The 25,818-nt window shown below is 64.7% G+C and carries 25 protein-coding genes and 1 tRNA gene; 23 read left to right on the top strand and 3 right to left on the bottom strand.

What is annotated here, in order from left to right; translation table 11 throughout:
- Positions 1-5: 5 nt before the first annotated feature.
- Positions 6-1,271 (bottom strand): nitrate- and nitrite sensing domain-containing protein, encoded by a 1,266-nt coding sequence (locus ACWV14_RS21275; RefSeq protein WP_454903550.1) that lies wholly within the window; start codon positions 1,269-1,271, stop codon positions 6-8.
- Positions 1,272-1,398: 127 nt separating this feature from the next.
- On the opposite strand from ACWV14_RS21275, the gene tsaD reads away from it, so the two are divergent.
- Entirely contained in the window at positions 1,399-2,457 is a 1,059-nt protein-coding gene (gene tsaD / locus ACWV14_RS21270; RefSeq protein WP_454903549.1) for a tRNA (adenosine(37)-N6)-threonylcarbamoyltransferase complex transferase subunit TsaD, read from the top strand.
- Here tsaD and ACWV14_RS21265 read toward each other — a convergent pair.
- On the bottom strand, positions 2,396-3,154 hold the full coding sequence (locus tag ACWV14_RS21265) for an alpha/beta hydrolase-fold protein (RefSeq protein ID WP_454903547.1): 759 nt from the start codon (positions 3,152-3,154) through the stop codon (positions 2,396-2,398). The genes tsaD and ACWV14_RS21265 overlap by 62 nt on opposite strands.
- A gap of 188 nt (positions 3,155-3,342) precedes the next feature.
- Positions 3,343-3,714 carry an Hsp20/alpha crystallin family protein gene (locus ACWV14_RS21260; RefSeq protein WP_422087348.1) on the bottom strand — a complete coding sequence of 124 codons (372 nt, stop codon included), beginning with the start codon at positions 3,712-3,714 and terminating at the stop codon, positions 3,343-3,345.
- 125 nt (positions 3,715-3,839) lie between these two features.
- Between ACWV14_RS21260 and ACWV14_RS21255 the strand changes: the two genes are divergently transcribed.
- The 22 genes from ACWV14_RS21255 to ACWV14_RS21150 all read left to right on the top strand — a co-directional run bounded on the left by ACWV14_RS21255 (position 3,840) and on the right by ACWV14_RS21150 (position 25,818).
- Complete coding sequence (locus ACWV14_RS21255; protein WP_454903545.1) at positions 3,840-5,120, top strand: branched-chain amino acid ABC transporter substrate-binding protein; 1,281 nt, start codon at positions 3,840-3,842, stop codon at positions 5,118-5,120.
- A 32-nt stretch (positions 5,121-5,152) separates the two neighbouring features.
- A complete protein-coding gene (locus ACWV14_RS21250; RefSeq protein ID WP_454903544.1) occupies positions 5,153-6,325 on the top strand; it encodes a pyridoxal phosphate-dependent aminotransferase in 1,173 nt (390 codons plus the stop codon).
- A gap of 91 nt (positions 6,326-6,416) precedes the next feature.
- Entirely contained in the window at positions 6,417-7,352 is a 936-nt protein-coding gene (locus ACWV14_RS21245) for a DMT family transporter (RefSeq protein WP_454903542.1), read from the top strand.
- Between the two features lie 88 nt (positions 7,353-7,440).
- On the top strand, positions 7,441-7,707 hold the full coding sequence (gene rpsO / locus ACWV14_RS21240) for a 30S ribosomal protein S15 (RefSeq protein ID WP_007837783.1): 267 nt from the start codon (positions 7,441-7,443) through the stop codon (positions 7,705-7,707).
- Between the two features lie 206 nt (positions 7,708-7,913).
- Positions 7,914-10,238 carry a polyribonucleotide nucleotidyltransferase gene (pnp, locus tag ACWV14_RS21235; RefSeq protein WP_454903540.1) on the top strand — a complete coding sequence of 775 codons (2,325 nt, stop codon included), beginning with the start codon at positions 7,914-7,916 and terminating at the stop codon, positions 10,236-10,238.
- Between the two features lie 89 nt (positions 10,239-10,327).
- The gene (locus tag ACWV14_RS21230; RefSeq protein ID WP_454903539.1) at positions 10,328-11,326 is read left to right on the top strand and encodes an NAD(P)H-quinone oxidoreductase; all 999 of its coding nucleotides are present in this window, start codon (positions 10,328-10,330) and stop codon (positions 11,324-11,326) included.
- 13 nt (positions 11,327-11,339) lie between these two features.
- A complete protein-coding gene (tpiA, locus tag ACWV14_RS21225; protein WP_454903537.1) occupies positions 11,340-12,104 on the top strand; it encodes a triose-phosphate isomerase in 765 nt (254 codons plus the stop codon).
- Between the two features lie 39 nt (positions 12,105-12,143).
- Positions 12,144-12,554: a preprotein translocase subunit SecG gene (gene secG, locus ACWV14_RS21220; RefSeq protein WP_454903536.1), complete on the top strand. Its 411-nt coding sequence runs from the start codon at positions 12,144-12,146 to the stop codon at positions 12,552-12,554.
- A gap of 119 nt (positions 12,555-12,673) precedes the next feature.
- A tRNA-Leu gene (locus ACWV14_RS21215) sits at positions 12,674-12,758 on the top strand.
- Between the two features lie 67 nt (positions 12,759-12,825).
- Positions 12,826-13,185, top strand: coding sequence for an NADH-quinone oxidoreductase subunit A (locus ACWV14_RS21210; protein ID WP_012748607.1), 360 nt, complete (start codon positions 12,826-12,828; stop codon positions 13,183-13,185).
- Positions 13,186-13,200: 15 nt separating this feature from the next.
- Entirely contained in the window at positions 13,201-13,680 is a 480-nt protein-coding gene (locus ACWV14_RS21205) for a NuoB/complex I 20 kDa subunit family protein (RefSeq protein WP_007837763.1), read from the top strand.
- A 13-nt stretch (positions 13,681-13,693) separates the two neighbouring features.
- Positions 13,694-14,305 (top strand): NADH-quinone oxidoreductase subunit C, encoded by a 612-nt coding sequence (locus ACWV14_RS21200; protein ID WP_422087340.1) that lies wholly within the window; start codon positions 13,694-13,696, stop codon positions 14,303-14,305.
- A gap of 5 nt (positions 14,306-14,310) precedes the next feature.
- A complete protein-coding gene (locus ACWV14_RS21195) occupies positions 14,311-15,564 on the top strand; it encodes an NADH-quinone oxidoreductase subunit D (RefSeq protein ID WP_422087339.1) in 1,254 nt (417 codons plus the stop codon).
- A 10-nt stretch (positions 15,565-15,574) separates the two neighbouring features.
- The gene (locus ACWV14_RS21190) at positions 15,575-16,129 is read left to right on the top strand and encodes an NADH-quinone oxidoreductase subunit NuoE family protein (protein WP_454903534.1); all 555 of its coding nucleotides are present in this window, start codon (positions 15,575-15,577) and stop codon (positions 16,127-16,129) included.
- On the top strand, positions 16,129-17,469 hold the full coding sequence (gene nuoF, locus ACWV14_RS21185) for an NADH-quinone oxidoreductase subunit NuoF (protein WP_106934983.1): 1,341 nt from the start codon (positions 16,129-16,131) through the stop codon (positions 17,467-17,469). Before ACWV14_RS21190 ends, nuoF begins: the two co-directional genes overlap by 1 nt.
- 20 nt (positions 17,470-17,489) lie before the next feature.
- The gene (gene nuoG, locus ACWV14_RS21180) at positions 17,490-19,661 is read left to right on the top strand and encodes an NADH-quinone oxidoreductase subunit NuoG (protein ID WP_454903532.1); all 2,172 of its coding nucleotides are present in this window, start codon (positions 17,490-17,492) and stop codon (positions 19,659-19,661) included.
- Positions 19,658-20,737 (top strand): NADH-quinone oxidoreductase subunit NuoH, encoded by a 1,080-nt coding sequence (gene nuoH, locus ACWV14_RS21175; protein ID WP_409195238.1) that lies wholly within the window; start codon positions 19,658-19,660, stop codon positions 20,735-20,737. Before nuoG ends, nuoH begins: the two co-directional genes overlap by 4 nt.
- Before the next feature lie 18 nt (positions 20,738-20,755).
- Complete coding sequence (gene nuoI / locus ACWV14_RS21170) at positions 20,756-21,277, top strand: NADH-quinone oxidoreductase subunit NuoI (protein ID WP_042579825.1); 522 nt, start codon at positions 20,756-20,758, stop codon at positions 21,275-21,277.
- Between the two features lie 37 nt (positions 21,278-21,314).
- Positions 21,315-21,971: an NADH-quinone oxidoreductase subunit J gene (locus tag ACWV14_RS21165; RefSeq protein ID WP_454903531.1), complete on the top strand. Its 657-nt coding sequence runs from the start codon at positions 21,315-21,317 to the stop codon at positions 21,969-21,971.
- Positions 21,968-22,276, top strand: coding sequence for an NADH-quinone oxidoreductase subunit NuoK (gene nuoK, locus ACWV14_RS21160; RefSeq protein ID WP_019653383.1), 309 nt, complete (start codon positions 21,968-21,970; stop codon positions 22,274-22,276). The genes ACWV14_RS21165 and nuoK overlap by 4 nt, the downstream gene beginning before the upstream one ends.
- Positions 22,277-22,283: 7 nt before the next feature.
- Positions 22,284-24,314 carry an NADH-quinone oxidoreductase subunit L gene (nuoL, locus tag ACWV14_RS21155; protein WP_454903530.1) on the top strand — a complete coding sequence of 677 codons (2,031 nt, stop codon included), beginning with the start codon at positions 22,284-22,286 and terminating at the stop codon, positions 24,312-24,314.
- Between the two features lie 25 nt (positions 24,315-24,339).
- Positions 24,340-25,818, top strand: coding sequence for an NADH-quinone oxidoreductase subunit M (locus tag ACWV14_RS21150; protein WP_422087333.1), 1,479 nt, complete (start codon positions 24,340-24,342; stop codon positions 25,816-25,818).

The following is a 25,818-nucleotide window of genomic DNA, read 5'->3' as shown; positions in this document are numbered from 1 at the left end:
CGCCGTCAGCGGGGCGGCGTGCGATCCGGCATGGGAAGGTAGTCGGCCATCGCAAGCACCGACTCGGCCACTTCGACGAGCCGGCGGCCCTGGTTCATGGCGGTCTCTCGCAGCATCTTGTGCGCCTCCTGCTCGCTCATGCGCCGGTGCGCCATCAGCAGGCCCTTGGCGCGTTCGACGAGCTTGCGTTCGTTGAGCGAGGCACGCACGGTCTGGAGTTCGTCGCTCATGGCCTGCAGCCGTTGCGACTGCTCCTGCACCATGTCGAGCACCGATCGCTCGAGGTGGCGGCCGAGCTGTGCGGGCGTGGCGGCCTGCGCGTCGGTGTCGTCGAAGAACAGGGTGGCGTCGGTCTGCGGCGCCAGCGTGTCGAGCACCTGCCGGTAGGCCTGCAGTTCGCTGCGTGCCCGGGCGGTCTTGTGGCTGCAGAGGGCGCGCAGGTCGGCTTCGAGGCGGTCTTCGACGGTCCGCATGGCGTCGATGCGGCGCGTGCAGCAGTCGAACCAGGCCTGGCCCAGCGCGGAGTCGGCGGGCGCGGAGGTGGCGCCCCGGCGGCGCATGCGTTCCAGCTCGGCCAGGGTGGCGTCGGACTGGCTCTCGCGCCAGAGGGCGAGTACCGCGTCGCCGGAAAAGTCGATGAACACCTGGAAGCAGCGTTCCTGCGATTCGATCAGGTGTTGCCACTGCAGGCGCCGGGTTTCGTCGCTGCGGCCCTGGGCCAGTGCGGCGGCGCCGAATGCGCGCTCCTGGCCGGCGAACTCCTTGCCCTGCATGAAGTTGAACATCGCCACCAGGAGGCGGGAGATTTCAGGGTCGGTGGCGCCGTCGGCCGCCTCGAACACCACCGAAAGCAGGCCGGCGATGAGCTTGACGAAGGCGGCGGTCGACTGCGACGGCTTGAGTTCGCGCGCATCGATGCGCCGGCGCAAAGCGGGCAGGGCGTCCAGGCCGGGCAGCACCCAGGCAATGCGGCTGAACAGCCGCGCGCCGTTGCCGGAGCCGACGCCGCGATGGTGCTCGGCCTCTAGCTGGTCGAACCCCGCGCGCACTTCCTGCTCGAGCGCCAGGCATTCGGCGATCTGCGGGGCGCGCTGGTCGGCCAGGCGCATGCCGTGCGAGGCGAGGAACACGTTCGACATGCCGCGCTCGCGCTGCAGCGCATGCACCAGCCGCCCGATCACGCCGACCAGTTCGCTAGTGCGCGCGAGCTGGTCCAGCTCGTCGATCTCGCAGCGGCGGGCGGCGATCAGAAAACTCAGTCCGGACTTCATGGTGGGTGCGTTCGCCTGCGGGGAGCCTTTCGGGAACGTTGCAACATCCGTGCCTCTCGGGCCAGCCTCTCGCCCGCGCTTGCCCCTTCGCGGGCGCCTGCGGCGGGCGCCACCTACACTCGGCGGCATGCTCTTGTTGGGAATCGAATCATCCTGCGATGAAACCGGCGTGGCGCTGGTGGAGTCGCACGGCAACGCGCTGCCGGTGCTGCGCTCGCATGCGCTGCACAGCCAGATCGCCATGCACCAGGCCTACGGCGGCGTGGTGCCCGAACTGGCCAGCCGCGACCACATCCGCCGCGTGCTGCCGCTGACCGAGTCGGTCATGGCCGAGGCCGGCCGCTCGCTCAGTGAAATAGACGTGGTGGCCTACACGCGCGGCCCAGGCCTGGCGGGCGCGCTGCTCGTGGGCGCCGGCGTGGCCTGCGCGCTGGGCGTGGCGCTGGGCAAGCCGGTGCTGGGCGTGCATCACCTCGAAGGACATCTGCTGTCGCCATTCCTGAGCGCCGATCCGCCGGAGTTTCCGTTCGTGGCGCTGCTGGTGTCGGGCGGCCATACGCAGCTGATGCGGGTGGACGGCGTGGGCCGCTACGAGCTGCTGGGCGAGACCATCGACGATGCGGCCGGCGAAGCCTTCGACAAGAGCGCCAAGCTCATGGGCCTGCCGTACCCCGGCGGGCCGTGGCTCGCGAAGCTGGCCGAAGGCGGCGATGCCGCGGCTTTCAAGCTGCCGCGTCCGCTGCTGCACAGCGGCGATCTCGACTTTTCGTTCGCCGGCCTGAAGACGGCGGTGCTCACGCAGGCCAAGAAGCTCGGCGACCAGCTCGAGTCCAGCAAGGCCGACCTCGCGGCGTCCACGCAGGCGGCGATCGTCGAGGTGCTGCTGAAGAAGTCGCTCGCCGCGCTGGACCAGACCGGCCTGAAGCGGCTGGTGGTGGCGGGCGGCGTGGGGGCGAACAAGAATCTGCGCGAGCAACTCAATGCCGCATGCGCAAAGCGCAAGGTGCGGGTGCACTACCCCGAGCTGCACCTGTGCACCGACAACGGCGCCATGATCGCCATGGCTGCCGCGATGCGCCTGCAGTCGGGCCTGTCGCAGGCGACCGAGCGCTATGCCTTCGACATCAGACCGCGATGGCCAATGGAATCGCTGACTGCCGAGGCGTCGACGCCGCAGGCTGCGTAGCCGGCAGCGGCTGGCGCGAACGGCCGACTGCCGGCAGCGGCAACACGTCCAGCACGTTGCGCCAGAGCTGGCGCCATTGCGGCCAGTCGTGGCCGCCTTCGGTGGTGAACACGCGGCCCGGCGGCAGCGCGTCTGCCAGAAGCTTGTGGTTGCCGGCAAAGCGGTCGTCGAGGCCGAATCCCAGGTAGAGCGGCGGCAGGTTCTTCGAAGGCTGCGCCGAGAGGTATTGCTGGAAGAAGGGCCAGAGCTTGCGGTCGGGCTCTTCGTCGGGCTGCGGCCCGGTGGGTGCCTGCCATGCGCGCAGGCCACCGGCCTTCTTGATCTCAGCCCCGAGCACACGGCGCCCGAGGTAGGGCGCCAGCGCCACGATGCCGTCGACCGAGCCCGGCCTTGCCAGTTCGTGGATCAACGCGCCGAAGCCGCCGATGGAAATGCCCACCAGCCAGATCGCCTTGTAGCCCTTGGCACGCTGCGGCTCGATGACGTCGGCGTGCAGGCGCTCGCTGAGGGTCTGGTCGTAGTAGTACGACACGTCGGCGTCCACCAGCAGCGCATCGGCTGCGAGGTGACGCTCCCGGACGGCGCTGATGAAGCCTTCGCGCTCGAACTCGTCAGGCTTGAGGTACGCCCCTGGCAGGAAGACCAGGAGCGTGTCGGATTGTTCGGTGGGGTTTGCGGGTTGAAGGTGAGTTTTCATGGTGCCGTGAGGGGCACCCTATCCGCACCGTCATGATTTCGATGCGTTTACAAGACGCCCACGAAGAAGAAAGTACTAAGAAAACGTCACATCATGTGACGTTATGCGGCCCTATTGTGAATAGGGAGCATGTTCAAAGTCAAAAGCAACCCTTTACTGACACTTTCTTCTTGTGGGCATAGGCCGGACTAGTTGATTTGCAAACTCGTGGCCTGGCTCACCGGCACCAGTTTTCCGAGCTTCAGCGTGAGCACGCCATTCTCGAGCTTGGCTTCGCTGGTGGCCACGTCGATGTCCTGCGGCAGCTCGTAGGCGGCCTTGAACTGGCGCTTGGCTTCGGCCTTGCTGTCGATGCGCAGCACGGCGCCTTCGATGCTGATGGCGAGGTCTTCACGCGAGAAGCCGGGCACGTCGAGCGAGAGGGTCCAGCTCTTGTCGTCCTGTTCCACGAGCGGCGAACGGCGAGTGCCGGCGAAGGCCTCGCTGGCGAAGCGTTCGAAGGCGCGGTCATAGGCGCGCGGAGCGAAACGGGCGGTGCGGAGGGTGGGTGCGAAAAACATGTGAAGAACTCCTGAGTGAACACAATGGGGACAAGGAATGTGTGTCCCTTACACTGCGCGGCCGTTCCATCGTGTGAGTGCCGCTTGACACCTCATCTAGGCCCACCGGCAAGCGTTTCAAGACAATGAATCCCCCCTTTAATTTGCGTCGCGAGACCTTGAAATTCGCGGCGCTGGCGCTATGCGCGAGGCCCTTCGCGGCGCTCGCGCAGACCCCGCCCGCACCCATCCGCCTCGCGCTGACCGAAAGCATGAGCGGCCCCTTCGCCAATACCGGCGAGGCCGTGTTCCGCAACCTGCTGTGGGCCGTGGAGCGCGTGAACGCGCGCGGCGGCATCAAGCTGCCGGGCGGCGCGCGCATGCTGCAGCTCGACCGCTACGACAGCAAGGGGCAGAACGAAGAAGCGCTTTCCGCATTGCGAGCCGCCATGGACGACGGCGCGCGCATCGTGCTGCAGGGCAACTCGTCTGCCACGGCCGCGGCGCTGGTCGATGCCATCGACAAGAACAACGAGCGCGACCCGTCGCGGCGCGTGATCTTCCTCAACTACGCGGCGGTCGATCCGGTGCTCACCAACGAGCGCTGCAGCTTCTGGCACTTCCGCTTCGACGCCCATGCCGACATGCGCGTAGCGGCGCTGATGGATGTGGTGAAGGACGACGCCGCGCTCAAGCGCGTCTACCTGATCGGGCAGGACTACAGCTTCGGCCAGTCGGTGCTGCGCGAGGCGCGCCGGCAACTCGGCGCGCAGCGGCCCGACGTGGAGATCGTCGGCGACGAACTGCACCCGATGGGCAAGGTGAAAGACTTCGCGCCCTACGCCACCAAGATCATCGCGAGCGGCGCGCAGGCCGTGGTCACGGGCAACTGGGGCAACGACCTCACGCTGCTCGTGAAGGCGGCGCGCGAGGCCGGCTTCAACGGCACCTTCTATACCTTCTACGGCAATGCGCTCGGTGCACCCGCAGCCATCGGCGACGCCGGCATCGGCCGCGTGGTCGCGGTGGCCGACTGGCTGCCCAACGTGCAGACGGCGCAGTCCGCGGAGTTCTACCGCGCCTTCCGAGCACGCTTTCCGAAGCCGGCCGAAGACTATGTGCACATGCGGTTGGCGCTGATGATCGAAGCGCTTGCACAGGCGATCGAACGCGCGGGCAGCGTGGACGCGGTGCCGGTCGCACGCGCGCTGGAGCAGGCCGACGTGAGCCTCCATGGCCAGCGCGGCCGCATGCGCGCTGCCGATCACCAGTTCCAGCAGCAGCTGGTGGTCGGTGTGATGGACAAGCAGGGCAGGCCGGGCGTGCAGTTCGACGTGGAAGGTTCGGGCTACGGCTTTCGCGTGGTCAAGACCATTCCCGCCGAACGCGCGGAACTGCCGACCTCGTGCAAGATGAAGAGACCTTGATCGATTGATGACAGAGAACAGGACCTACAGACATGCGTGAAGCCATCCACAACCTCGAAGCGTCGAAGATCCGCGAAGTCGCCAACGCCGGCATGGGGCGCGACGACGTGCTGGCCTTCTGGTTCGGCGAAAGCGACGAAGTCACGCCCGAGGTGATCCGCCAGTCGGCCATCGAGTCGCTGCAGCGGGGCGAAACCTTCTATGCCCACAACCTCGGGCTGCCCGAGTTGCGCGAAGCCATCGCGCGCTACACCAGCGGGCTGCACCCGGCGGTCGATGCATCGCGCATCGCCGTCACCTCGGGTGGCGTGAGTGCGCTGATGCTGGCGGTGCAGGCGCTGGTCGATGCGGGCGACGAAGTGGTTGCCGTGACGCCCGTGTGGCCCAACCTCACGGCGCAGCCCGCGATCATGGGTGCGAACGTGCGCACCGTGCCGCTGGTGCCGGTGAACGGCCAGTGGACGCTCGACCTGCCCGCGCTGCGCGCAGCGGTCACGTCGAAGACGAAGCTGCTGATCGTCAACGCACCCAACAACCCGACGGGCTGGACCATGACGCGCGACGAGCAGCAGGCCGTGCTCGACCATTGCCGCCAGACCGGCACCTGGATCCTGGCGGACGAGGTGTACGAGCGGCTGTACTACGAGCCGACGCCCAACGGCTGCGCGCCGAGCTTCCTCGACATCTCGAAGCCCGACGACCGCCTGGTCGTGACGCACAGTTTTTCGAAGAGCTTCCTGATGACTGGCTGGCGCCTCGGCTGGCTGGTTCTGCCGCCCTCGATGGTGGACGGCATCGGCAAGCTGATCGAGTTCAACACCTCGTGCGCAAGCGTGTTCACGCAGCGCGCGGCCATCACCGCCATCGAGCACACCGCCGAGATCACGCCGCGCGTGGTGGCGCACCTGAAGTCGTGCCGCGACACGCTGGTGCCGCTGCTGGCGGCGGTGCCGGGCGTGCAGGTGGCGGCGGCCAAGGGCGGCATGTATGCCTTCTTCCGGCTCGAAGGTTTCGGCGACTCACTCGAAGTGGCCAAGCGGCTGGTGGCCGAGGCAGGACTGGGCCTCGCGCCGGGCAATGCCTTCGCGCCCGAGGCGCAGGGCTGGCTGCGCTGGTGCTTTGCCTCCAAAGACCCGCAGCGGCTGGTGAAGGGCGTGGAACGCCTGCGCAACTGGCTGGCGGAGCAGCCTTCGCACAAGGCCTGATCGAGGCGCTCGGCCCCGCTGCAATTTCGTTCAATACGCGGCGCGCGCCGCCCGCGAAGCTTGCCCCTTTCTCGAAAGCGAAGGGTCTGGCATGTCGGAACGGTCGAAGGGCATGGCGCTGTGCGCGCTGGCGATGGTCACGGTAGGCAGCACTGTGGTGGCGAGCAAGGTCATCGCGGGCGGGCTGCCGCCTTTCACCGCGACCGCGCTGCGGTTCGCGATGGCACTGCCGGTGTTCCTCTTGCTGATGCGGCTGACCCGCACCCCGTGGCCGATGCCCGGCCGGCGCGACATGGCGCTGCTGCTGTGCCAGGCGGGGCTGGGCAGTGTCGGGTACACCGTGCTGCTGATCATGGGCGTGCGCTGGGCGCCGGCGGCCAGTGCGGGTGTGGTGGCGGGCACCTTGCCGGCGGTGGCGGCGCTGGTGGCAGTGATTGCGCTGCGCGAGCGGCCGGGACGCTACCTGGTGGGCAGCATCGCGCTGGCGACGGCCGGGGTGCTGGCGATCAGTTGGCCCGGGGCAGGAGCCGTTTCGGCGGGGGACTCGAAATCTCCCGCCGCCTTGTTGGGCAACCTGCTGGTCCTGGGCGCGGTCGTCTGCGAGGCGATGTTCATCCTGCTCAACAAGCGGCTGCGGGTGCCGGTGCGCCCGCTGGCGCTCTCGACGCTGATGGCCGCCTTCGGACTGCTGCTGTCGCTGGTTCCGGCCCTGTTCGAGCGAGCCTGGGAGCATGCCTTGCCGATGCAGGCGCTGGCCGGTGTCGCGTACTACGCGCTGGTGCCCACCGTGCTGGGCTTCGTGCTGTGGTTCGCCGGCTCGTCCCGGTTGCGCGGGGCGGAGGCGGCGCTGTTCACGGCCATCCTGCCGGTCTCGGCGCTTGTGCTGGCGGCGCTCTGGCTGGGCGAAAGCATCAGCCCGGCCCAGATTGCCGGGGGCGTCTGCGTTCTGGGCGCGGTGGGGCTGGCTTCCCTCGATGGAAGGGGTTCCAGGGGGCATGAAAGCCCGGTGAAAGTCGTCGAGCTATAATCCCGAGGCTTTGCATGCCGCAAGGCGCACGGTGGGTGCAGTTCCAGCGCACACCGCAAGTCAAACATCCCGGAACAAGGAAATCAACATGATCGCAGCCTCCATCAAGGCCGAAGTCGTCAAAGACAACGCCCGCGCCGCCAACGACACCGGCAGCCCTGAAGTGCAAGTCGCACTGCTGACCGCCCGTATCAACGAGCTCACCCCCCACTTCAAGACGCACGCCAAGGACCACCACGGTCGCCGCGGCCTGCTGCGCATGGTGAGCCGCCGCCGCAAGCTCCTCGACTACCTCAAGTCCAAGGACGCCGACCGTTACACCGCGCTGATCGCCAAGCTGGGTCTGCGCAAGTAAACCAAATCGCATGAAAAAACGCCTGGGTTAGTCCGCTAGCTCAGGCGTTTTTTACTTCGCGATCCACTTTCGGAGTGCCAAAACAGAGCGAAGCTGTGTCATTCCAATGAAGTTCTCCCCGAGCTTCGCTGGAATGGCATCGTGTTCTGAGAAGCCTCCGTCTCTTGCGGATTCTGTGTAGTCCGCTATCAAAACAGGAGCAAAACATGAGCCTCTTCAACAAAGTCACCAAGTCGTTCCAGTGGGGCGACAAGACCGTCGTCATGGAAACGGGTGAAATCGCCCGCCAGGCCAGCGGCGCCGTGCTCGTCGACATCGACGGCACCGTCATCCTCGCGACCGTGGTCGCTTCCAAGTCGGCCAAGGCCGGCCAGGACTTCTTCCCGCTGACCGTCGACTACATCGAGAAGACCTACGCCGCCGGCAAGATCCCCGGCAGCTTCTTCAAGCGCGAAGCCAAGCCCAGCGAACACGAAACGCTGACCAGCCGCCTGATCGACCGCCCGATCCGCCCGCTGTTCCCCGAAGGCTTCCTGAACGAAGTGCATGTGGTCATCCACACGATCTCGCTCAACCCCGAAGTCGACGCCGACATCGCCGCCATGATCGGCGTGAGCGCCGCGCTGTCGATCTCCGGCGTGCCGTTCAACGGCCCGATCGGTGCGGCCCGCGTGGGCTACATCAACGGCCAGTACGTGCTGAATCCGGGCCAGACCGCCCGCAAGGATTCGCAGATGGACCTCGTCGTCGCCGGCACGCAATCCGCCGTGCTGATGGTCGAATCCGAAGCCCTGCAACTCAGCGAAGAAATCATGCTGGGCGGCGTGGTGTTCGGCCACGAACAAGCCAACGTCGCGATCAACGCAATCCATGAACTCGTGCGCGACGCCGGCAAGCCGGTGTGGGACTGGAAGGCCCCTGCCGAAGACGAAGCCTTCGTCGCCAAGGTCAAGGGCCTGGCCGAAGACAAGCTGCGCGCCGTCTATCAAATTCGCAGCAAGCAAGCCCGTACGCAAGCCTTGCGCGAAGCCAACGCCAGCGTGCTCGAGGCACTGAAGGCCGAAGGCACCGAATTCGACTCCGGCAAGGTCAGCGACCTGCTGTTCGCCATCGAATCGAAGATCGTGCGCAGCCAGATCCTGTCGGGCGAGCCCCGCATCGACGGCCGCGACACGCGCACCGTGCGCCCCATCGAGATCCGCAACTCGGTGCTGCCCCGCACCCACGGTTCGGCCCTGTTCACGCGCGGTGAAACCCAGGCGCTGGTCATCACCACGCTTGGCACCGAACGCGACGCACAGCGCATCGACGCGCTGGCCGGCGAATACGAAGACCGCTTCCTGTTCCACTACAACATGCCTCCCTTCGCCACCGGCGAAGTGGGCCGCATGGGCTCGACCAAGCGCCGCGAAATCGGCCACGGCCGCCTGGCCAAGCGCGCCCTGGTCGCCGTGCTGCCGAGCAAGGAAGAGTTCCCGTACACGGTTCGCGTGGTGTCGGAAATCACCGAGTCGAACGGCTCGTCGTCGATGGCATCGGTGTGCGGTGGCTGCCTCTCGATGATGGACGCCGGCGTGCCCATGAAGGCGCACGTGGCCGGCATCGCCATGGGCCTGATCAAGGAAGACAACCGCTTCGCGGTGCTGACCGACATCCTGGGCGACGAAGATCACCTGGGCGACATGGACTTCAAGGTTGCCGGTACCACCAACGGCATCACCGCGCTGCAGATGGACATCAAGATCCAGGGCATCACCAAGGAAATCATGCAGGTCGCACTGGCGCAGGCCAAGGAAGCGCGCATGCACATCCTGGGCAAGATGCAGGAAGCCATGGGCGAGGCCAAGGCCGAAGTCTCCAGCTTCGCTCCGCGCCTGACCACGCTGAAGATCAACCCCGAGAAGATCCGCGACGTGATCGGCAAGGGCGGCTCGGTCATCCGTGGCCTGCAGGAAGAAACCGGCACGACGATCAACATCGACGAAGACGGCACCATCACCATCGCCTCGACCGATCCGGAAAAGGCCGAGCTGGCCAAGAAGCGCATCGAGCAGATCACGGCCGAAGTCGAAATCGGCAAGGTCTACGAAGGCCCGGTCACCAAGATCCTGGACTTCGGCGCGCTCATCAACCTGCTGCCCGGCAAGGACGGCCTGCTGCACATCAGCCAGATCGCGCACGAGCGCGTCGAGAAGGTGACCGACTATCTGAGCGAAGGCCAGATCGTGAAGGTCAAGGTTCTCGAGACCGACGAAAAGGGCCGCGTCAAGCTGTCCATGAAGGCCCTGACCGAGCGTCCGGCCGGCATGGAATTCAGCGAGCGCCCGCCGCGTGAAGACCGTGGCGATCGCGGTGACCGTGGTGGCGAGCGCCGCGAGCGTTCGGACCGTGGCGACCGCGGCGACCGCGGTGGTGATCGTGGTGAGCGCGCACCGCGCTTCAACGACCAGCAGCAGCAACCGCGCAACGAGCAGCCGCAGGCTCCGGCTGGCGAGCAGCAACAGCAAGCCCCGCGCGAGCCTCAGGAGTAAGAAGGGCGCAACGGCGGTCCGGTGCCGCCGTTGCCATCTTTTGAACAGCAAGCTTCGCCCCATCTGCGGGCGCAGGAGGCCGAAAGACCATGAAAGCCATTGAAATCACTTCGTTCGGCGCCCCCGAGGTGCTGCGCGTGGCGGAGCGCCCCGATCCGGTTGCCGGCGCTGGCGAATTGCTCATCCGCGTTGCGGCGAGTGGTGTCAATCGCCCCGACGTGCTGCAGCGGATGGGCAATTATCCGGTGCCTCCGGGCGCATCCGATCTGCCGGGCCTCGAAGTGGCCGGCGAGATCGTGTCGGGCGATGCCGCGGCATTGGCCGAGGCGGGCTTCAAGGTCGGCGACCGTGTCTGCGCGCTGATTGCGGGCGGCGGCTATGCGCAGCTGTGCGTGGCGCCTGTCGCGCAATGCCTGCCGGTGCCCAAGGGCTGGAGCGATGTCGAGGCGGCTTCGCTGCCGGAGACCTTCTTCACCGTCTGGAGCAACGTGTTCGAGCGTGGCCGACTGCAGAAGGGCGAAACGCTTCTGATCCAGGGCGGCTCGAGCGGCATCGGGGTGACGGCGATCCAGATCGCCAAGGCGCTCGGTGCGACCGTGATCGTCACGGCCGGCAGCGACGACAAGTGCGAAGCCTGCAAGAAGCTGGGCGCGGACCATGCCATCAACTACCGCACGAGCGACTTCGTCGAAGAGGCGAAGAAGCTCACGGACGGGAAGGGCGTGGACGTGGTGCTCGACATGGTCGCCGGCGACTACGTGGCGCGCGAGATCGAGTGCCTGGCCGAAGACGGCCGGCTCGTGATCATTGCGGTGCAGGGCGGCGTGAAGAGCCAGATCAATGCGGGCCTCGTGCTGCGCAGGCGCCTCACGATCACCGGCTCGACGCTGCGTCCGCGGCCGGTGGCATTCAAGGGCGCCATTGCCAAGGCGCTGCGCGAAAAGGTCTGGCCGCTGCTCGAGAGCGGCGCGATCAAGCCCGTGATCCACAGTACTTTTGCGGCAGCGGGTGAACCGAGCGGCGCCGCCCAGGCTCACACGCTGATGGAATCGAACCAGCACATCGGCAAGATCGTGCTGACATGGTGACGAGAAGAACGCGATGACAACCAAGAAGAAACTGATCGCCGGCAACTGGAAGATGAATGGCAGCCTGGCTGCCAACGAGGCGCTGGTGAAGGCGCTTCAGCAAGGCCTGGCTGCTAGCCCGGCCGCGTGCGACGTGGCGCTGTGCGCGCCCGCACCGTACTTCGCGCAACTGCAATCGCTGCTGGCGGGCTCGCCCGCATTGGCATTGGGTGCGCAGGACATTTCGGCGCATCCCCAAGGTGCATTCACCGGCGAGCAGTCGGCGGCGATGCTGAAGGATTTCGGCGTGCGCTACGCAATCGTCGGTCACTCGGAGCGTCGCCAGTATCACGGCGAGACCGATGAGGCCGTGGCTGCGAAAACCGCTGCCGCAATGGCCAACGGCATCACGCCGATCGTCTGCGTCGGCGAAACGCTGGCACAGCGCGAAGCAGGGCAGACCGAAGAGGTCGTCAAGCGTCAGCTGGCGGCGGTCATCCATGTGAACGGCCATTGCATCAGCGAGATCGTCGTGGCCTACGAACCTGTCTGGGCCATCGGCACAGGCAAGACGGCCACGCCGGAGCAGGCCCAGGCAGTGCATGCCGTGTTGCGCGCGCAGTTGCATCACGCAGCGAGCGAGCACGCTGCTGCCATCAATATCCTCTACGGCGGCAGCATGAACGCGGCGAACGCCGCGGAACTGCTGGCACAGGCCGACATCGACGGCGGCCTCATCGGCGGCGCGTCGCTGAAGGCGCCCGACTTTTTGCAGATCATCTCTGCCGCTGCTCGCTGAACGCGGGCAACGGTGGCAATCAATTAGGAGTAAGAACGAATGAATGTGGTCCTCAACCTTCTGGTCGGCGTGCAGATGCTGGCAGCCCTGGTCATGATCGGCCTGATCCTGATCCAGCACGGCAAGGGAGCCGACATGGGCGCTGCTTTCGGCAGCGGCAGTGCCGGCAGCCTGTTCGGTGCGAGCGGCAGTGCGAACTTCCTGTCGCGCACCACGGCGGTGCTTGCCGCGGTGTTCTTCGCATGCACGTTGCTGCTGGCCTATTTCAGCCATTCGCGTCCTGCTGGTGGTGGCAGCCTGCTCGAGCGCGCTGCTGTCGGAACGCCTGCTGCACCCGCTGCGCCTGCTGCTCCTGCAGTCGGCGAAATCCCTGGTGCAGCCGCTCCTGCAGCCCCTGCGTCGGCTCCTGCCACGCCCGCTCCAGCGCCCGGCCAGATTCCCAGCAAGTAATCAACTCGTTTTCATGAGCTGTCAGTGAAAAACGGCTCGTTTTCAGGGTAAACTCTAAATCTGTTCGGAAAGCCAAATACCTGTTGCAGGTACCTCATGCCATCCGAACAGTAAATACCGCGGTCGTGGTGAAATTGGTAGACACGCTATCTTGAGGGGGTAGTGGCGAAAGCTGTGCGAGTTCGAGTCTCGCCGACCGCACCAAATCTCATCGGCAGAAAGCCTCATCCAGAGGTTCTTCTTGCCGGTGGCAAGCGGTGAAAAACTCTCGATGAATCTCGACTCCTACCTCCCCGTCCTTTTGTTCATTTTGGTCGGAGTCGGCGTAGGCGTCGCCCCTCAGGTCATCGGATACATTCTCGGCCCCAATCGGCCCGACGCCGCAAAGAACGCTCCCTACGAGTGTGGCTTTGAAGCCTTCGAGGATGCGCGCATGAAGTTCGACGTGCGCTATTACCTCGTCGCGATTCTCTTCATCCTGTTCGATCTCGAAATTGCCTTTCTCTTTCCGTGGGCCATTGCGCTCAAGGAGATCGGTGCTGTCGGCTTCTGGGCCATGATGATCTTTCTCGCCATCCTCGTCGTGGGCTTCGCCTACGAGTGGAAAAAAGGCGCGCTCGACTGGGAATGACAAGGAAGCTACACAATGGCCATTGAAGGCGTTCTCAAAGAAGGTTTCGTCACCACGACCTATGACTCGGTCGTGAATTGGGCGAAGACCGGATCTCTCTGGCCGATGACGTTCGGCCTCGCATGCTGTGCCGTGGAAATGATGCACGCGGGTGCTGCCCGCTACGACATCGACCGTTTCGGCATGCTGTTCCGTCCCAGTCCGCGCCAGTCCGATCTGATGATCGTGGCCGGCACGCTGTGCAACAAGATGGCTCCGGCATTGCGCAAGGTCTATGACCAGATGCCCGAACCGCGCTGGGTGTTGTCGATGGGCTCGTGCGCCAATGGCGGCGGCTACTACCACTACAGCTATTCCGTCGTGCGCGGCTGCGACCGCATCGTGCCGGTCGACGTCTATGTGCCGGGTTGCCCGCCCACCGCCGAAGCTCTGCTTTACGGCGTGATCCAGTTGCAGCAGAAGATTCGCCGCACCAACACCATTGCCCGCGCCTGAGAGATTGCCGACGATGACTGACTTTGCAATTTCGCCGGAGGTGCTGCGCGCCACCATCGCCGAGACGCTCGGCGACAAGGCCAAAAGCGTGACGATCGCACTCGGCGAGGTGACCGTCGTGGTCGATTCGACCGACTACATCGACGCCGCGCTGCTGCTGCGCGACGCGCCCGGCTGCCGTTTCGAGCAACTGATCGACCTCTGCGGCATGGACTATTCCGACTACCGCGAAGGCGAGTGGCAGGGCGAGCGCTATGGCGTCGTTACGCACCTGCTTTCCGTGAGCCTCAATCAGCGCGTGCGCCTCCGGGTGTTCGCGCCGAACGAAGACCTGCCCGTGGTCGATTCGCTGCAGCCTGTCTGGAATGCCGCGACCTGGTTCGAGCGCGAAGCGTTCGACCTCTATGGCATCGTGTTCGAAGGGCATGACGACCTGCGCCGCATCCTGACCGACTACGGCTTCATCGGCCACCCGTTCCGCAAGGACTTCCCGGTGTCGGGTCACGTCGAAATGCGTTACGACGAAGAACAGAAGCGCGTCGTCTACCAGCCGGTATCGATCGAGCCGCGAGAAATCACCCCGCGCGTGATCCGCGAAGATAACTACGGCGGCGGTTTGCACTGACTGATATGGCCGAAATCAAGAACTACACACTCAACTTCGGTCCCCAGCATCCGGCGGCACACGGCGTGCTGCGCCTGGTGCTCGAACTGGACGGCGAAGTCATTCAGCGCGCCGATCCCCACATCGGCCTGCTGCATCGCGCGACCGAGAAACTCGCCGAATCGCGGACCTTCATCCAGTCCCTGCCGTACATGGACCGTCTCGACTACGTGTCGATGATGAGCAATGAGCACGCCTATTGCCTGGCCATCGAGCGGATGATGGGTCTCGAGGTGCCGGAGCGTGCGCAGTACATCCGCGTGATGTTCGCCGAGATCACCCGCCTGCTGAACCACCTGCTGTGGCTCGGCGCGCACGGTCTGGACTGCGGCGCGATGAACATGCTCATCTACTGCTTCCGTGAACGCGAAGACCTGTTCGACATGTACGAGGCCGTGTCCGGCGCGCGCATGCACGCGGCGTACTTCCGTCCGGGCGGCGTCTATCGCGACCTGCCGGACGCGATGCCGCAGTACAAGGTCAGCAAGATCAAGAACGCGAAGGCGATCGAGAAGCTCAACGAGAACCGCCAGGGCTCGCTGCTCGACTTCGTCGACGACTTCTGCAAGCGCTTCCCGAAGATGGTCGACGAGTACGAGACGCTGCTCACCGACAACCGCATCTGGAAGCAGCGCACCGTGGGCATCGGCGTTGTCACGCCGGAGCGCGCGCTGAACCTCGGCTTCACCGGCCCCATGCTGCGTGGTTCGGGCATCGAGTGGGACCTGCGCAAGAAGCAGCCCTACGACGTGTACGAGCGCATGCAGTTCGACGTGCCGGTCGGCAAGACTGGCGACTGCTATGACCGCTACCTGGTGCGCGTCGAAGAGATGCGCCAGGCCAACCGGATCATCCAGCAGTGCTCGGCCTGGCTGCGCGCCAACCCTGGTCCTGTCATCACCGACAACCACAAGGTCGCCGCGCCCGCGCGCGAATCGATGAAGGCGAACATGGAGGAGCTGATCCACCATTTCAAGCTCTTCACCGAAGGCTTCCACGTGCCCGAAGGCGAGGCGTATGCAGCCGTCGAGCATCCGAAGGGCGAGTTCGGCATCTATCTCGTGAGCGACGGCGCCAACAAGCCGTACCGTCTGAAGATCCGCGCCCCTGGTTTCCCGCACCTCGCCGCCCTCGACGAAATGTCGCGCGGTCACATGATCGCCGACGCTGTCGCGGTGATCGGCACGATGGATATCGTGTTCGGCGAGATCGACAGGTGAGAAAGAGCGAATGACTTCCTCGACCCACCATGACACGGCGCCTTCGGCGCCTTCTTCCCCTCTGCAGCCGGCGATCCTTGAGCGCTTTGCTCGCGAGGTGGCCAAGTACCCCGAAGCAGGCAAGCAATCCGCGGTGATGGCCTGCCTGGCCATCGTCCAGCAGGACGAAGGCTTCGTCAGCCTGCAGCGCGAGCGCGAGATTGCCGAGTACCTCGGCATGGCGCCCATCGCCGTGCACGAAGTGACGACCTTCTACAACATGTACAACCAGCACCCGGTTGGCAAGTTCAAGCTCAACGTGTGCACCAACCTGCCTTGCCAGCTGCGTGACGGCGTCACGGCCCTCGTGCACCTCGAGAAGAAGCTCGGCATCAAGATGGGCGAGACCACGGCCGACGGCCTGTTCACGCTGCAGCAGAGCGAATGCCTCGGCGCGTGCGCCGACTCGCCCGTGATGCTGGTCAACGACCGCACCATGTGCAGCTTCATGAGCAACGAAAAGCTCGACCAGCTCATCGACGGGCTGCGCAATGCCGCGCCGGCCGCCAAGGGGGAGGCTTCGTGATGTCACCCGAACAAGTGCTTCAGCAGTTCCAGGCAACGGGCGTCCAGACCTGTTTCCATGACCGCCACATCGAGCCGCAGATCTATGCGGGCCTCGACGGCACCAACTGGCGTCTGGCCGACTACGAGGCGCGCGGCGGCTACCAGGCCCTGCGCAAGATCCTCACCGAGGGCCTCACGCCCGACCAGGTGATCGCCGAAGTCAAGGCCTCGGGCCTGCGCGGCCGTGGCGGCGCGGGCTTCCCGACCGGCCTGAAGTGGAGCTTCATGCCCCGCCAGTTCCCGGGCCAGAAGTACCTCGTCTGCAACTCGGACGAAGGCGAGCCGGGTACGTGCAAGGACCGCGACATCCTGCAGTTCAACCCGCACATCGTGATCGAAGGCATGGCCATCGCCGCGTATGCGATGGGCATCAGCGTGGGCTACAACTACATCCACGGCGAGATCTTCCAGACCTACGACCGCTTCGAGGAAGCCCTCGAAGAAGCGCGCGCCGCCGGCTACCTCGGCGACAAGATCATGGGCAGCACGTACAACTTCCAGTTGCATGCCGCCCACGGCTTCGGCGCCTACATCTGCGGCGAAGAAACCGCGCTGCTCGAATCGCTCGAAGGCAAGAAGGGCCAGCCGCGCTTCAAGCCGCCGTTCCCGGCCAGCTTCGGCCTGTACGGCAAGCCGACCACCATCAACAACACCGAGACCTTCGCGGCGGTGCCCTGGATCATCCGCAACGGCGGTCCGGCCTACCTCGAATGCGGCAAGCCGAACAACGGCGGCACCAAGATCTACTCGGTGAGCGGCGACGTCGAGTTGCCCGGCAACTACGAAGTGCCCATGGGCACGCCGTTCTCCAAGCTGCTCGAGCTGGCTGGCGGCGTGCGCAAGGGCCGCACGCTGAAAGCAGTGATTCCCGGCGGATCGTCGGCGCCGGTGCTGCCGGCCGACATCATGATGGCCTGCACCATGGACTACGACTCCATCGCCAAGGCCGGCTCCATGCTGGGCTCGGGCGCGGTGATCGTGATGGACGACAGCCGTTCGATGGTCGAGTCGCTCAAGCGCCTCTCGTACTTCTACATGCACGAGTCCTGCGGTCAATGCACGCCGTGCCGTGAAGGCACGGGCTGGCTCTACCGCGTGGTGGACCGCATCCATAACGGTCAGGGCAAGCCCAGCGACATGCAACTGCTGGACTCCGTTGCCGGCGACATCATGGGCCGCACCATCTGCGCGCTCGGCGATGCCGCGGCCATGCCTGTGCGCGCAATGATCAAGCATTTCCGTCACGAGTTCGAAGCCCTGATTCCGGGCCACGTTCCGACGGCGCCCGTCAAGGCCTGAGCGCGAGAAGAAACATACTCATGATCGAAATCGAACTCGACGGCAAGAAGGTCGAAGTGACCGAGGGCAGCATGGTGATGCATGCTGCCGACAAGGCGGGCACGTACATCCCGCACTTCTGCTATCACAAGAAACTCAGCATTGCGGCCAACTGCCGCATGTGCCTCGTCGACGTGGAAAAAGCGCCCAAGCCGATGCCGGCCTGCGCCACGCCCGTCACGCAAGGCATGATCGTTCGCACCAAGAGCGAGAAGGCCATCAAGGCGCAGCAGTCGGTCATGGAGTTTCTCCTGATCAACCACCCGCTGGATTGCCCCATCTGCGACCAGGGCGGCGAATGCCAGTTGCAAGACCTGGCCGTGGGCTACGGCGGTTCTTCCTCGCGCTACGAGGAAGAAAAGCGCGTCGTGTTCCACAAGGACGTCGGCCCGCTGATCAGCATGGAAGAAATGAGCCGCTGCATCCATTGCACGCGCTGCGTCCGCTTCGGCCAGGAAGTGGCCGGCGTGATGGAGCTCGGCATGTCGCACCGCGGCGAACACTCCGAAATCGAGACCTTCGTCGGCGACTCGGTCGACTCCGAGCTGTCGGGCAACATGATCGACATCTGCCCGGTCGGCGCGCTCACGAGCAAGCCGTTCCGCTACAGCGCCCGCACCTGGGAACTGTCGCGCCGCAAGTCGGTGAGCCCGCATGATTCCACCGGCGCCAACCTGATCGTCCAGGTCAAAAACAACCGCGTGATGCGCGTGGTGCCGCTCGAGAACGAAGACGTCAACGAATGCTGGATCGCCGACCGTGACCGTTTCTCGTACGAAGCGCTCAACGGCACGGAACGCCTGACGCAGCCCATGCTGAAGCAGGGCGGCCAATGGCAGCAGGTCGACTGGCAGACGGCGCTCGAGTACGTCGCCAACGGCCTCAAGCAGATCAAGGCCGACCATGGCGCGCAGAGCATCGGCACGCTGGTCAGCCCGCACAGCACGCTCGAAGAGCTGCAGCTCGCCACCATGCTTACGCGTGAACTCGGCAGCGACAACATCGACTACCGCCTGCGCAACGCCGAATTCACGGCGTTCGAAGGCGTGCGCTGGCTCGGCACCTCGATCGCCTCGCTCACGCAAGTGCAGCGCGCGTTGGTCGTGGGCTCGAACCTGCGCAAGGAACATCCGCTGTTCGCACAGCGCATCCGCCAGGCCGTGCGCAAGGGCGCCGCGCTGTCGGTGATCACCTCGGCCAGCCTCATGGCCGACCGCAACGCCTGGGCCATCGACGTGGCGCAGTCGTCCATCGTCGAAGCCGACCAGTGGGTCGAGGCGCTGGCCGCCGTGGCTGCTGCCATCGGCGAGACCAATGGCGCAGCCGCGCCGCTGGCTCCGAAGACTGCACCGGACGCCGCTGCCAAGGCCATCGCGGCCTCGCTGCTCAGCGGCGAACGCAAGGCCGTGCTGCTCGGCAACGCCGCCGCCCACCACGCCCAAGCCAGCAGCCTGCTGGCGCTGGCGAACTGGATCGGCGCGCAAACCGGCGCCACCGTCGGCTACCTGACCGAAGCCGCCAACACCGTGGGCGCGCAGCTCGTCGGTGCGTTCCCGAAGAACGGCGGCCTCGATGCCGGCCGCATGCTCGCCGCGGGCTCCGGCCTGAAGGCCGTGCTGCTGCTGAACACCGAGCCGGTGTTCGACTCGGCTGCCGGCAAGGCCGCTGCCGATGTCATCGGCAATGCGCAAATGGTCGTCACGCTCAGCCCGTTCAAGGCCAACCTCGAGTTCAGCGACGTGCTGCTCCCGATCGCTCCGTTCACCGAAACCCCTGGCACCTTCGTCAATGCCGAAGGCCGCTTGCAAGGTTTCCATGCCGTCGTGAAGCCGCAAGGCGAAACGCGTCCGGCGTGGAAGGTGCTGCGCGTGCTGGCCAACCTGCTGGGCCTGCAAGGCTTCGCGTTCGAATCGACCGCCGAAGTGCTGGCCACCGTGGGTGACAAGGGTGCCGTGCCCGCGAACGCACTGAGCAACGCGACCTCCGCCAATGCAGTCGCTTCCAGCGGCGTGGTTGCCGCGCCCGTGGTTGCGAGCATCTACCAGCTCGACTCGATCGTGCGCCGCGCGCCTTCGCTGCAACTGACCGCCGACGCGCGCAACGCATCGGCTGGTTCGAACGTGACGGCTCGTGCCGAGGAGGCACTGGCATGATCGTCGACACCATTCATGGCTTCGGCCAGGGGCTGGTTGCCGCAGGCTGGTGGACCGGCGTGGTCTGGCCCGTGGTCTGGACGCTGATCAAGATCATCGTCGTCGTGATCCCGCTGATGCTGGCCGTGGCGTACCTCACGCTGTGGGAGCGCAAGGCCATCGGCTTCACGCAGATCCGTATCGGCCCGAACCGCATCGGCCCGCTGGGCCTGCTCCAGCCGATCGCCGACGCGCTCAAACTGATGACCAAGGAAATCATTCTTCCGACGGTCGCCAACAAGGGCCTGTTCCTGCTGGGCCCGATCATGACCATCATGCCGGCGCTCGCCGCATGGGCCGTGATTCCCTTCGGTCCTGACGTGGCGCTGGCCAACATCAATGCCGGCCTGCTCTTCGTGATGGCCATCACCTCGCTCGAGGTGTACGGCGTGATCATCGCCGGCTGGGCCTCGAACTCGAAGTACGCCTTCCTGGGCGCGCTGCGCGCCTCGGCACAGATGGTGAGCTACGAAATCGCGATGGGCTTCTGCTTCGTCGTGGTGCTGATGGTCACCGGCAGCCTGAACATGAGCGAGATCGTGAATGTTCAGGGCAAGGGCATGTTCGCCAACATGGGCGTCGGCTTCCTGTCGTGGAACTGGCTGCCGCTGCTGCCGATCTTCGTCGTGTACTTCATTTCGGGCCTGGCCGAAACCAACCGCCACCCGTTCGACGTGGTGGAAGGCGAGTCCGAAATCGTTGCCGGCCACATGATCGAGTACTCGGGCATGAGCTTCGCGATGTTCTTCCTTGCCGAGTACGCCAACATGTGGCTCGTCTCGATCCTGACCGTGGTGCTGTTCCTCGGCGGATGGCTGCCCCCGTTCGAGTTCCTGAGCTTCATTCCGGGCTGGATCTGGCTGGGCGCGAAGACCTTCTGCGTGGTCACCATGTTCCTGTGGGTTCGCTCGACGTTCCCGCGCTTCCGCTATGACCAGATCATGCGTCTGGGCTGGAAGATCTTCATTCCCGTCACCCTCGTGTGGCTGGTCGTGGTCGGTGGCTGGATGCAGACGCCATTCAACATCTGGAAATAACAGGAAGCGCCAACAATCATGTCTGCTGCGCACACCGCAACACCGTCCGCGCCGTTCTCGCTCAAGGACTTCCTGGGCAGCTTCATGCTGTTCGAGTTGTTCAAGGGTCTGGCCATCACCGGCAAGTACGCCTTCGCCCGCAAGATCACCGTGCAGTTCCCCGAAGAGAAGACGCCGCTGTCGCCGCGCTTCCGCGGTCTGCATGCACTGCGCCGCTACGAAAACGGCGAAGAGCGCTGCATTGCCTGCAAGCTCTGCGAAGCCGTCTGCCCGGCGCTGGCCATCACCATCGAATCCGATGTGCGTGACGATGGCTCGCGCCGCACCACGCGCTACGACATCGACCTGACCAAGTGCATCTTCTGCGGCTTCTGCGAAGAAAGCTGCCCGGTGGACTCGATCGTCGAGACGCACATCTTCGAGTACCACGGCGAAAAGCGCGGCGACCTGTATTTCACCAAGGACATGCTGCTGGCCGTTGGCGATCGCTACGAAAAAGAAATTGCAGCGAACAAGGCGGCCGACGCCAAGTACCGCTGATCCGACCAGCCCGAACCCCGTACCAATTCGAATTCCAATGGACGTCAAGACCGGTCTGTTCTATCTGTTTGCCGCGGTGCTGCTGTTCGCAGCGTTCCGTGTCATCACTTCCCGCAACCCCGTGTACGCCGCGTTGTACCTGGTGCTGGCTTTCTTCCAGGCCTCGGCCATCTGGCTGCTGCTGCGCGCCGAGTTCCTCGCGATCTCGCTGGTGCTGGTGTATGTCGGCGCCGTGATGGTGCTGTTCCTGTTCGTCGTGATGATGCTGGACATCAACGTCGACAGCCTGCGAGAGGGCTTCTGGAAGCACTTTCCGCTGGCAGCGGGCGTAGGCGCGCTGATCGCGCTCGAAATGGCAGCCGTGCTGATGGGCGGCTTCCGCCTCGGCGAAGCGCGCGTCACCACCGGGGCCATGGCTGCCGACAGTTCGAACACGCTCGAACTCGGCAAGCTGCTGTACTCGCAATATCTGTATCCGCTCGAAATTGCTGCTGTCATCCTGCTCGTGGCCATCGTGGCCGCCATTGCTCTGACCCTGCGCACTCGCAAGGACAGCAAGTACACCAACCCGGCCGACCAGGTTCGCGTGAAGGCGGGTGACCGCGTGCGCATCGTGCAGATGCCCGCGACGCGCGCAGCCGAACCGGTGGCTGAAGCAGCAACTGCGGACGCGGCAAAGGAAAACAAGGCATGACGCTCACGCTCGGACACTTTCTTTCGCTCGGCGCGATGCTCTTCGCGCTCTCCGTGATCGGCATCTTCCTGAACCGCAAGAACCTGATCGTTCTGCTGATGGCCATCGAGCTGATGCTGTTGGCGGTCAACATGAACTTCGTGGCGTTCTCCCACTTCCTGGGCGACATGCACGGACAGATCTTCGTGTTCTTCATCCTGACGGTGGCAGCGGCCGAGTCGGCCATCGGGCTGGCGCTGCTGGTTCTGCTGTTCCGCAACAAGTCGAACATCAACGTGGACGAACTCAACTCGCTCAAGGGTTGACAGCAACATGAGCGCAACCCTTTCCGCATCCACCTTGCTGGCCGTGCCCCTGGCACCCCTGGTCGGCGCAGCCATTGCCGGCCTGTTCGGCACCAAGTTCGGCGGCAATCACATCGGCCGCAAGGTCACGCACTCGCTCACCATCCTGGGCGTGCTGGTCGCCTTCATCATCTCGGCCATGACGCTCAAGAGCGTGATCGTCGACGGTGCCCGCTTCAACGCCACCCTCTACGAGTGGATGGTCGTGGGCGGCCTGAAGATGGAAGTCGGCTTCATGGTCGACGGCCTCACCGCCATGATGATGTGCGTCGTGACCTTCGTGTCGCTGATGGTCCACATCTACACCATCGGCTACATGGAAGAAGACGACGGCTACAACCGCTTCTTCGCGTACATCTCGCTGTTCACCTTCTCGATGCTGATGCTCGTCATGAGCAACAACATGCTCCAGCTGTTCTTCGGCTGGGAGGCGGTGGGCCTGGTGTCATACCTGCTGATCGGCTTCTGGTTCAACAAGCCGACCGCGATCTTCGCGAACATGAAGGCCTTCCTGGTCAACCGCGTGGGCGACTTCGGCTTCATCCTGGGCATCGGCCTGATCGCTGCCTATGCCGGCACGCTGAACTACACCGAAGCCTTCGCCAAGGCAGGCACGCTGGCCGGCATCACGTTCCCGGGCACCGAGTGGATGCTCATCACCGTGATCTGCATCTGCCTGTTCATCGGCGCGATGGGCAAGAGCGCGCAGTTCCCGCTGCACGTGTGGCTGCCCGACTCGATGGAAGGTCCGACGCCCATCTCCGCGCTGATCCACGCTGCAACGATGGTGACCGCCGGCATCTTCATGGTGGCGCGCATGTCGCCGCTGTTCGAGCTGAGCGACACGGCCCTGAGCTTCATCCTCGTGATCGGTGCCATCACCGCGCTGTTCATGGGCTTCCTGGGCATCATCCAGAACGACATCAAGCGCGTGGTCGCGTACTCGACGCTCTCGCAGCTCGGCTACATGACGGTGGCGCTGGGTGCCTCGGCCTACTCGGTCGCGGTGTTCCACCTGATGACGCACGCGTTCTTCAAGGCGCTGCTGTTCCTCGGCGCAGGCTCGGTGATCATCGGCATGCACCACAACCAGGACATCCGCTGGATGGGCGGCGTGCGCAAGTACATGCCCATCACCTGGATCACCTCGCTGCTGGGTTCGCTCGCGCTGATCGGCACGCCGTTCTTCGCCGGTTTCTACTCGAAGGACAGCATCATCGAAGCGGTGCACGAAAGCCACCTGTGGGGCGCGAACTTCGCGTACTACGCGGTGCTGGCCGGCGTGTTCATCACGGCGTTCTATTCGTTCCGCATGTACTTCCTGGTCTTCCACGGCAAGGAACGCTACGACCAGAACCCCGACGCACACCATGACGACCATGGGCACGACGACCACGGCCATGGCCATCACGACCACAAGCCGCATGAGTCGCCCTGGGTCGTCTGGCTGCCGCTGGTGCTGCTGGCCATTCCCTCGGTGGTGATCGGCTTCATGACGATCGAGCCGATGCTGTTCGGCGAGTTCTTCAAGAACGCGATCTTCGTGGACGGTGCCAAGCACCACGCCATGAAGGAGCTGGAAGAGGGCTTCCATGGTCCGGTGGCCATGGCCATCCACGGCCTGACGACGGCGCCGTTCTGGCTGGCGCTGGCCGGCGTGGTCCTGTCCTGGTACATGTACATGATCAACCCGGCGCTGCCGGCCGCCATCAAGCGTGCCTTCGGCCCGATCTACCGCCTGCTCGAGAACAAGTACTACATGGACTGGTTCAACGAGAACGTCATCGCCCGCGCCACCCGTGCCCTCGGCACCGGCCTGTGGAAGGGCGGCGACCAGGCCCTGATCGACGGTGCCGTCGTGAACGGTTCGTGGAAAGTGATCGGCCGGATTTCGGGTGTGGTGCGCTGGATGCAGTCAGGCTACATCTATCACTACGCCTTCGCGATGCTGCTCGGCATCTTCGTCCTGATGACGTACTTCGTCTGGTTCAAACGCTGAGCCTAAGCGCTGGAGAAAAAGAAAAATGGGTTTGTTGAGCCTTGCCATCTGGGTGCCGATCGCATTCGGCGCCGTGCTGCTGGCGTTTGGCCGTGACGAGCACGCCAGGGGCGTTCGTTGGGTCGCGCTCGTCGGTGCCATCGTGAGCTTCCTGGTCACGGTGCCGCTGTTCACGCGCTTCCAGAACGGAACCGCTGCCATGCAGTTCGTCGAGAAGACGAGCTGGATCGCTCGCTTCAACGTCAACTACCACCTCGGGGTCGACGGCTTGTCGCTCTGGCTGGTGCTGCTGACGTCGTTCATCACGGTCATCGTCGTCATTTCCGCCTGGGAAGTGATCACCGAGCGCGTGAACCAGTACATGGGCGCGTTCCTGATCCTGTCGGGCTTCATGATCGGCGTGTTCTCCGCGCTCGACGGCGTGCTGTTCTACGTGTTCTTCGAAGCCACGCTGATCCCGATGTACCTGATCATCGGTATCTGGGGCGGCCCGAACAAGATCTACGCGGCGTTCAAGTTCTTCCTGTACACCTTGCTCGGCTCGCTGCTGATGCTGGTGGCGCTGATCTTCCTGTACAACAAGTCGGGCGGCAGCTTCGACATCCTGGCCTGGCACAAGCTGCCGCTGGGTTCGACCGCGCAGACCTTCCTGTTCTTTGCCTTCTTCGCCGCCTTTGCCGTGAAGGTGCCGATGTGGCCGGTGCACACCTGGCTGCCTGACGTGCACGTCGAGGCGCCCACCGGCGGCTCCGCCGTGCTGGCCGCGATCATGCTGAAGCTGGGTGCCTACGGTTTCCTGCGCTTCTCCATGCCGATCGCGCCTGACGCCTCGCACGAATGGGCCTGGCTCATGATCGCGCTGTCGCTGATCGCAGTGATCTACGTGGGCCTGGTTGCGCTGGTGCAGCAGGACATGAAGAAGCTGGTGGCTTACTCGTCGGTCGCCCACATGGGCTTCGTGACGCTCGGCTTCTTCATCTTCAATGAGCTCGGCGTGTCCGGCGGCATCGTGCAGATGATCGCCCACGGCTTCGTGTCGGGCGCCATGTTCCTGGGCATCGGCGTGCTGTACGACCGCGTGCACTCGCGCCAGATCGCCGACTACGGCGGCGTGGTCAACACCATGCCCAAGTTCGCCGCGTTCGCGCTGCTGTTCGCCATGGCCAATTGCGGCTTGCCGGGCACCGCCGGTTTCGTGGGCGAGTGGATGGTGATCCTGGGTGCCGTGAAGGCCAACTTCTGGATCGGCCTTGGCGCTGCCACCGCACTGATCTTCGGCGCGGCCTACACCCTGTGGATGTACAAGCGCGTGTACCTCGGCCCGGTCGGCAACGACCACGTCAAGGAACTCAAGGACATCAATGCCCGCGAATTCCTGATGCTGGCCCTGCTGGCAATTGCCGTGCTGTGGATGGGCCTGTATCCGAAGCCCTTCACCGATGCAATGGATGCCTCGGTGACCGAGCTCCTGCGCCACGTGGCAGTTTCCAAGCTGCCCTCCTGA

Source organism: Variovorax durovernensis, from assembly GCF_977011995.1.
Note: the sequence above shows the minus strand (reverse complement) of the source record. Positions and strands in the feature narration are given on the sequence as shown.

Bases quoted from the DNA above. Each gene is read 5' to 3' on its own strand.
- ACWV14_RS21275 (WP_454903550.1), bottom strand. From the start codon at position 1,271: ATGAAGTCCGGACTGAGTTTTCTGATCGCCGCCCGCCGCTGCGAGATC.
- tsaD (WP_454903549.1), top strand. From the start codon at position 1,399: ATGCTCTTGTTGGGAATCGAATCATCCTGCGATGAAACCGGCGTGGCG.
- ACWV14_RS21265 (WP_454903547.1), bottom strand. From the start codon at position 3,154: ATGAAAACTCACCTTCAACCCGCAAACCCCACCGAACAATCCGACACG.
- ACWV14_RS21260 (WP_422087348.1), bottom strand. From the start codon at position 3,714: ATGTTTTTCGCACCCACCCTCCGCACCGCCCGTTTCGCTCCGCGCGCC.
- ACWV14_RS21255 (WP_454903545.1), top strand. From the start codon at position 3,840: ATGAATCCCCCCTTTAATTTGCGTCGCGAGACCTTGAAATTCGCGGCG.
- ACWV14_RS21250 (WP_454903544.1), top strand. From the start codon at position 5,153: ATGCGTGAAGCCATCCACAACCTCGAAGCGTCGAAGATCCGCGAAGTC.
- ACWV14_RS21245 (WP_454903542.1), top strand. From the start codon at position 6,417: ATGTCGGAACGGTCGAAGGGCATGGCGCTGTGCGCGCTGGCGATGGTC.
- rpsO (WP_007837783.1), top strand. From the start codon at position 7,441: ATGATCGCAGCCTCCATCAAGGCCGAAGTCGTCAAAGACAACGCCCGC.
- pnp (WP_454903540.1), top strand. From the start codon at position 7,914: ATGAGCCTCTTCAACAAAGTCACCAAGTCGTTCCAGTGGGGCGACAAG.
- ACWV14_RS21230 (WP_454903539.1), top strand. From the start codon at position 10,328: ATGAAAGCCATTGAAATCACTTCGTTCGGCGCCCCCGAGGTGCTGCGC.
- tpiA (WP_454903537.1), top strand. From the start codon at position 11,340: ATGACAACCAAGAAGAAACTGATCGCCGGCAACTGGAAGATGAATGGC.
- secG (WP_454903536.1), top strand. From the start codon at position 12,144: ATGAATGTGGTCCTCAACCTTCTGGTCGGCGTGCAGATGCTGGCAGCC.
- ACWV14_RS21210 (WP_012748607.1), top strand. From the start codon at position 12,826: ATGAATCTCGACTCCTACCTCCCCGTCCTTTTGTTCATTTTGGTCGGA.
- ACWV14_RS21205 (WP_007837763.1), top strand. From the start codon at position 13,201: ATGGCCATTGAAGGCGTTCTCAAAGAAGGTTTCGTCACCACGACCTAT.
- ACWV14_RS21200 (WP_422087340.1), top strand. From the start codon at position 13,694: ATGACTGACTTTGCAATTTCGCCGGAGGTGCTGCGCGCCACCATCGCC.
- ACWV14_RS21195 (WP_422087339.1), top strand. From the start codon at position 14,311: ATGGCCGAAATCAAGAACTACACACTCAACTTCGGTCCCCAGCATCCG.
- ACWV14_RS21190 (WP_454903534.1), top strand. From the start codon at position 15,575: ATGACTTCCTCGACCCACCATGACACGGCGCCTTCGGCGCCTTCTTCC.
- nuoF (WP_106934983.1), top strand. From the start codon at position 16,129: ATGTCACCCGAACAAGTGCTTCAGCAGTTCCAGGCAACGGGCGTCCAG.
- nuoG (WP_454903532.1), top strand. From the start codon at position 17,490: ATGATCGAAATCGAACTCGACGGCAAGAAGGTCGAAGTGACCGAGGGC.
- nuoH (WP_409195238.1), top strand. From the start codon at position 19,658: ATGATCGTCGACACCATTCATGGCTTCGGCCAGGGGCTGGTTGCCGCA.
- nuoI (WP_042579825.1), top strand. From the start codon at position 20,756: ATGTCTGCTGCGCACACCGCAACACCGTCCGCGCCGTTCTCGCTCAAG.
- ACWV14_RS21165 (WP_454903531.1), top strand. From the start codon at position 21,315: ATGGACGTCAAGACCGGTCTGTTCTATCTGTTTGCCGCGGTGCTGCTG.
- nuoK (WP_019653383.1), top strand. From the start codon at position 21,968: ATGACGCTCACGCTCGGACACTTTCTTTCGCTCGGCGCGATGCTCTTC.
- nuoL (WP_454903530.1), top strand. From the start codon at position 22,284: ATGAGCGCAACCCTTTCCGCATCCACCTTGCTGGCCGTGCCCCTGGCA.
- ACWV14_RS21150 (WP_422087333.1), top strand. From the start codon at position 24,340: ATGGGTTTGTTGAGCCTTGCCATCTGGGTGCCGATCGCATTCGGCGCC.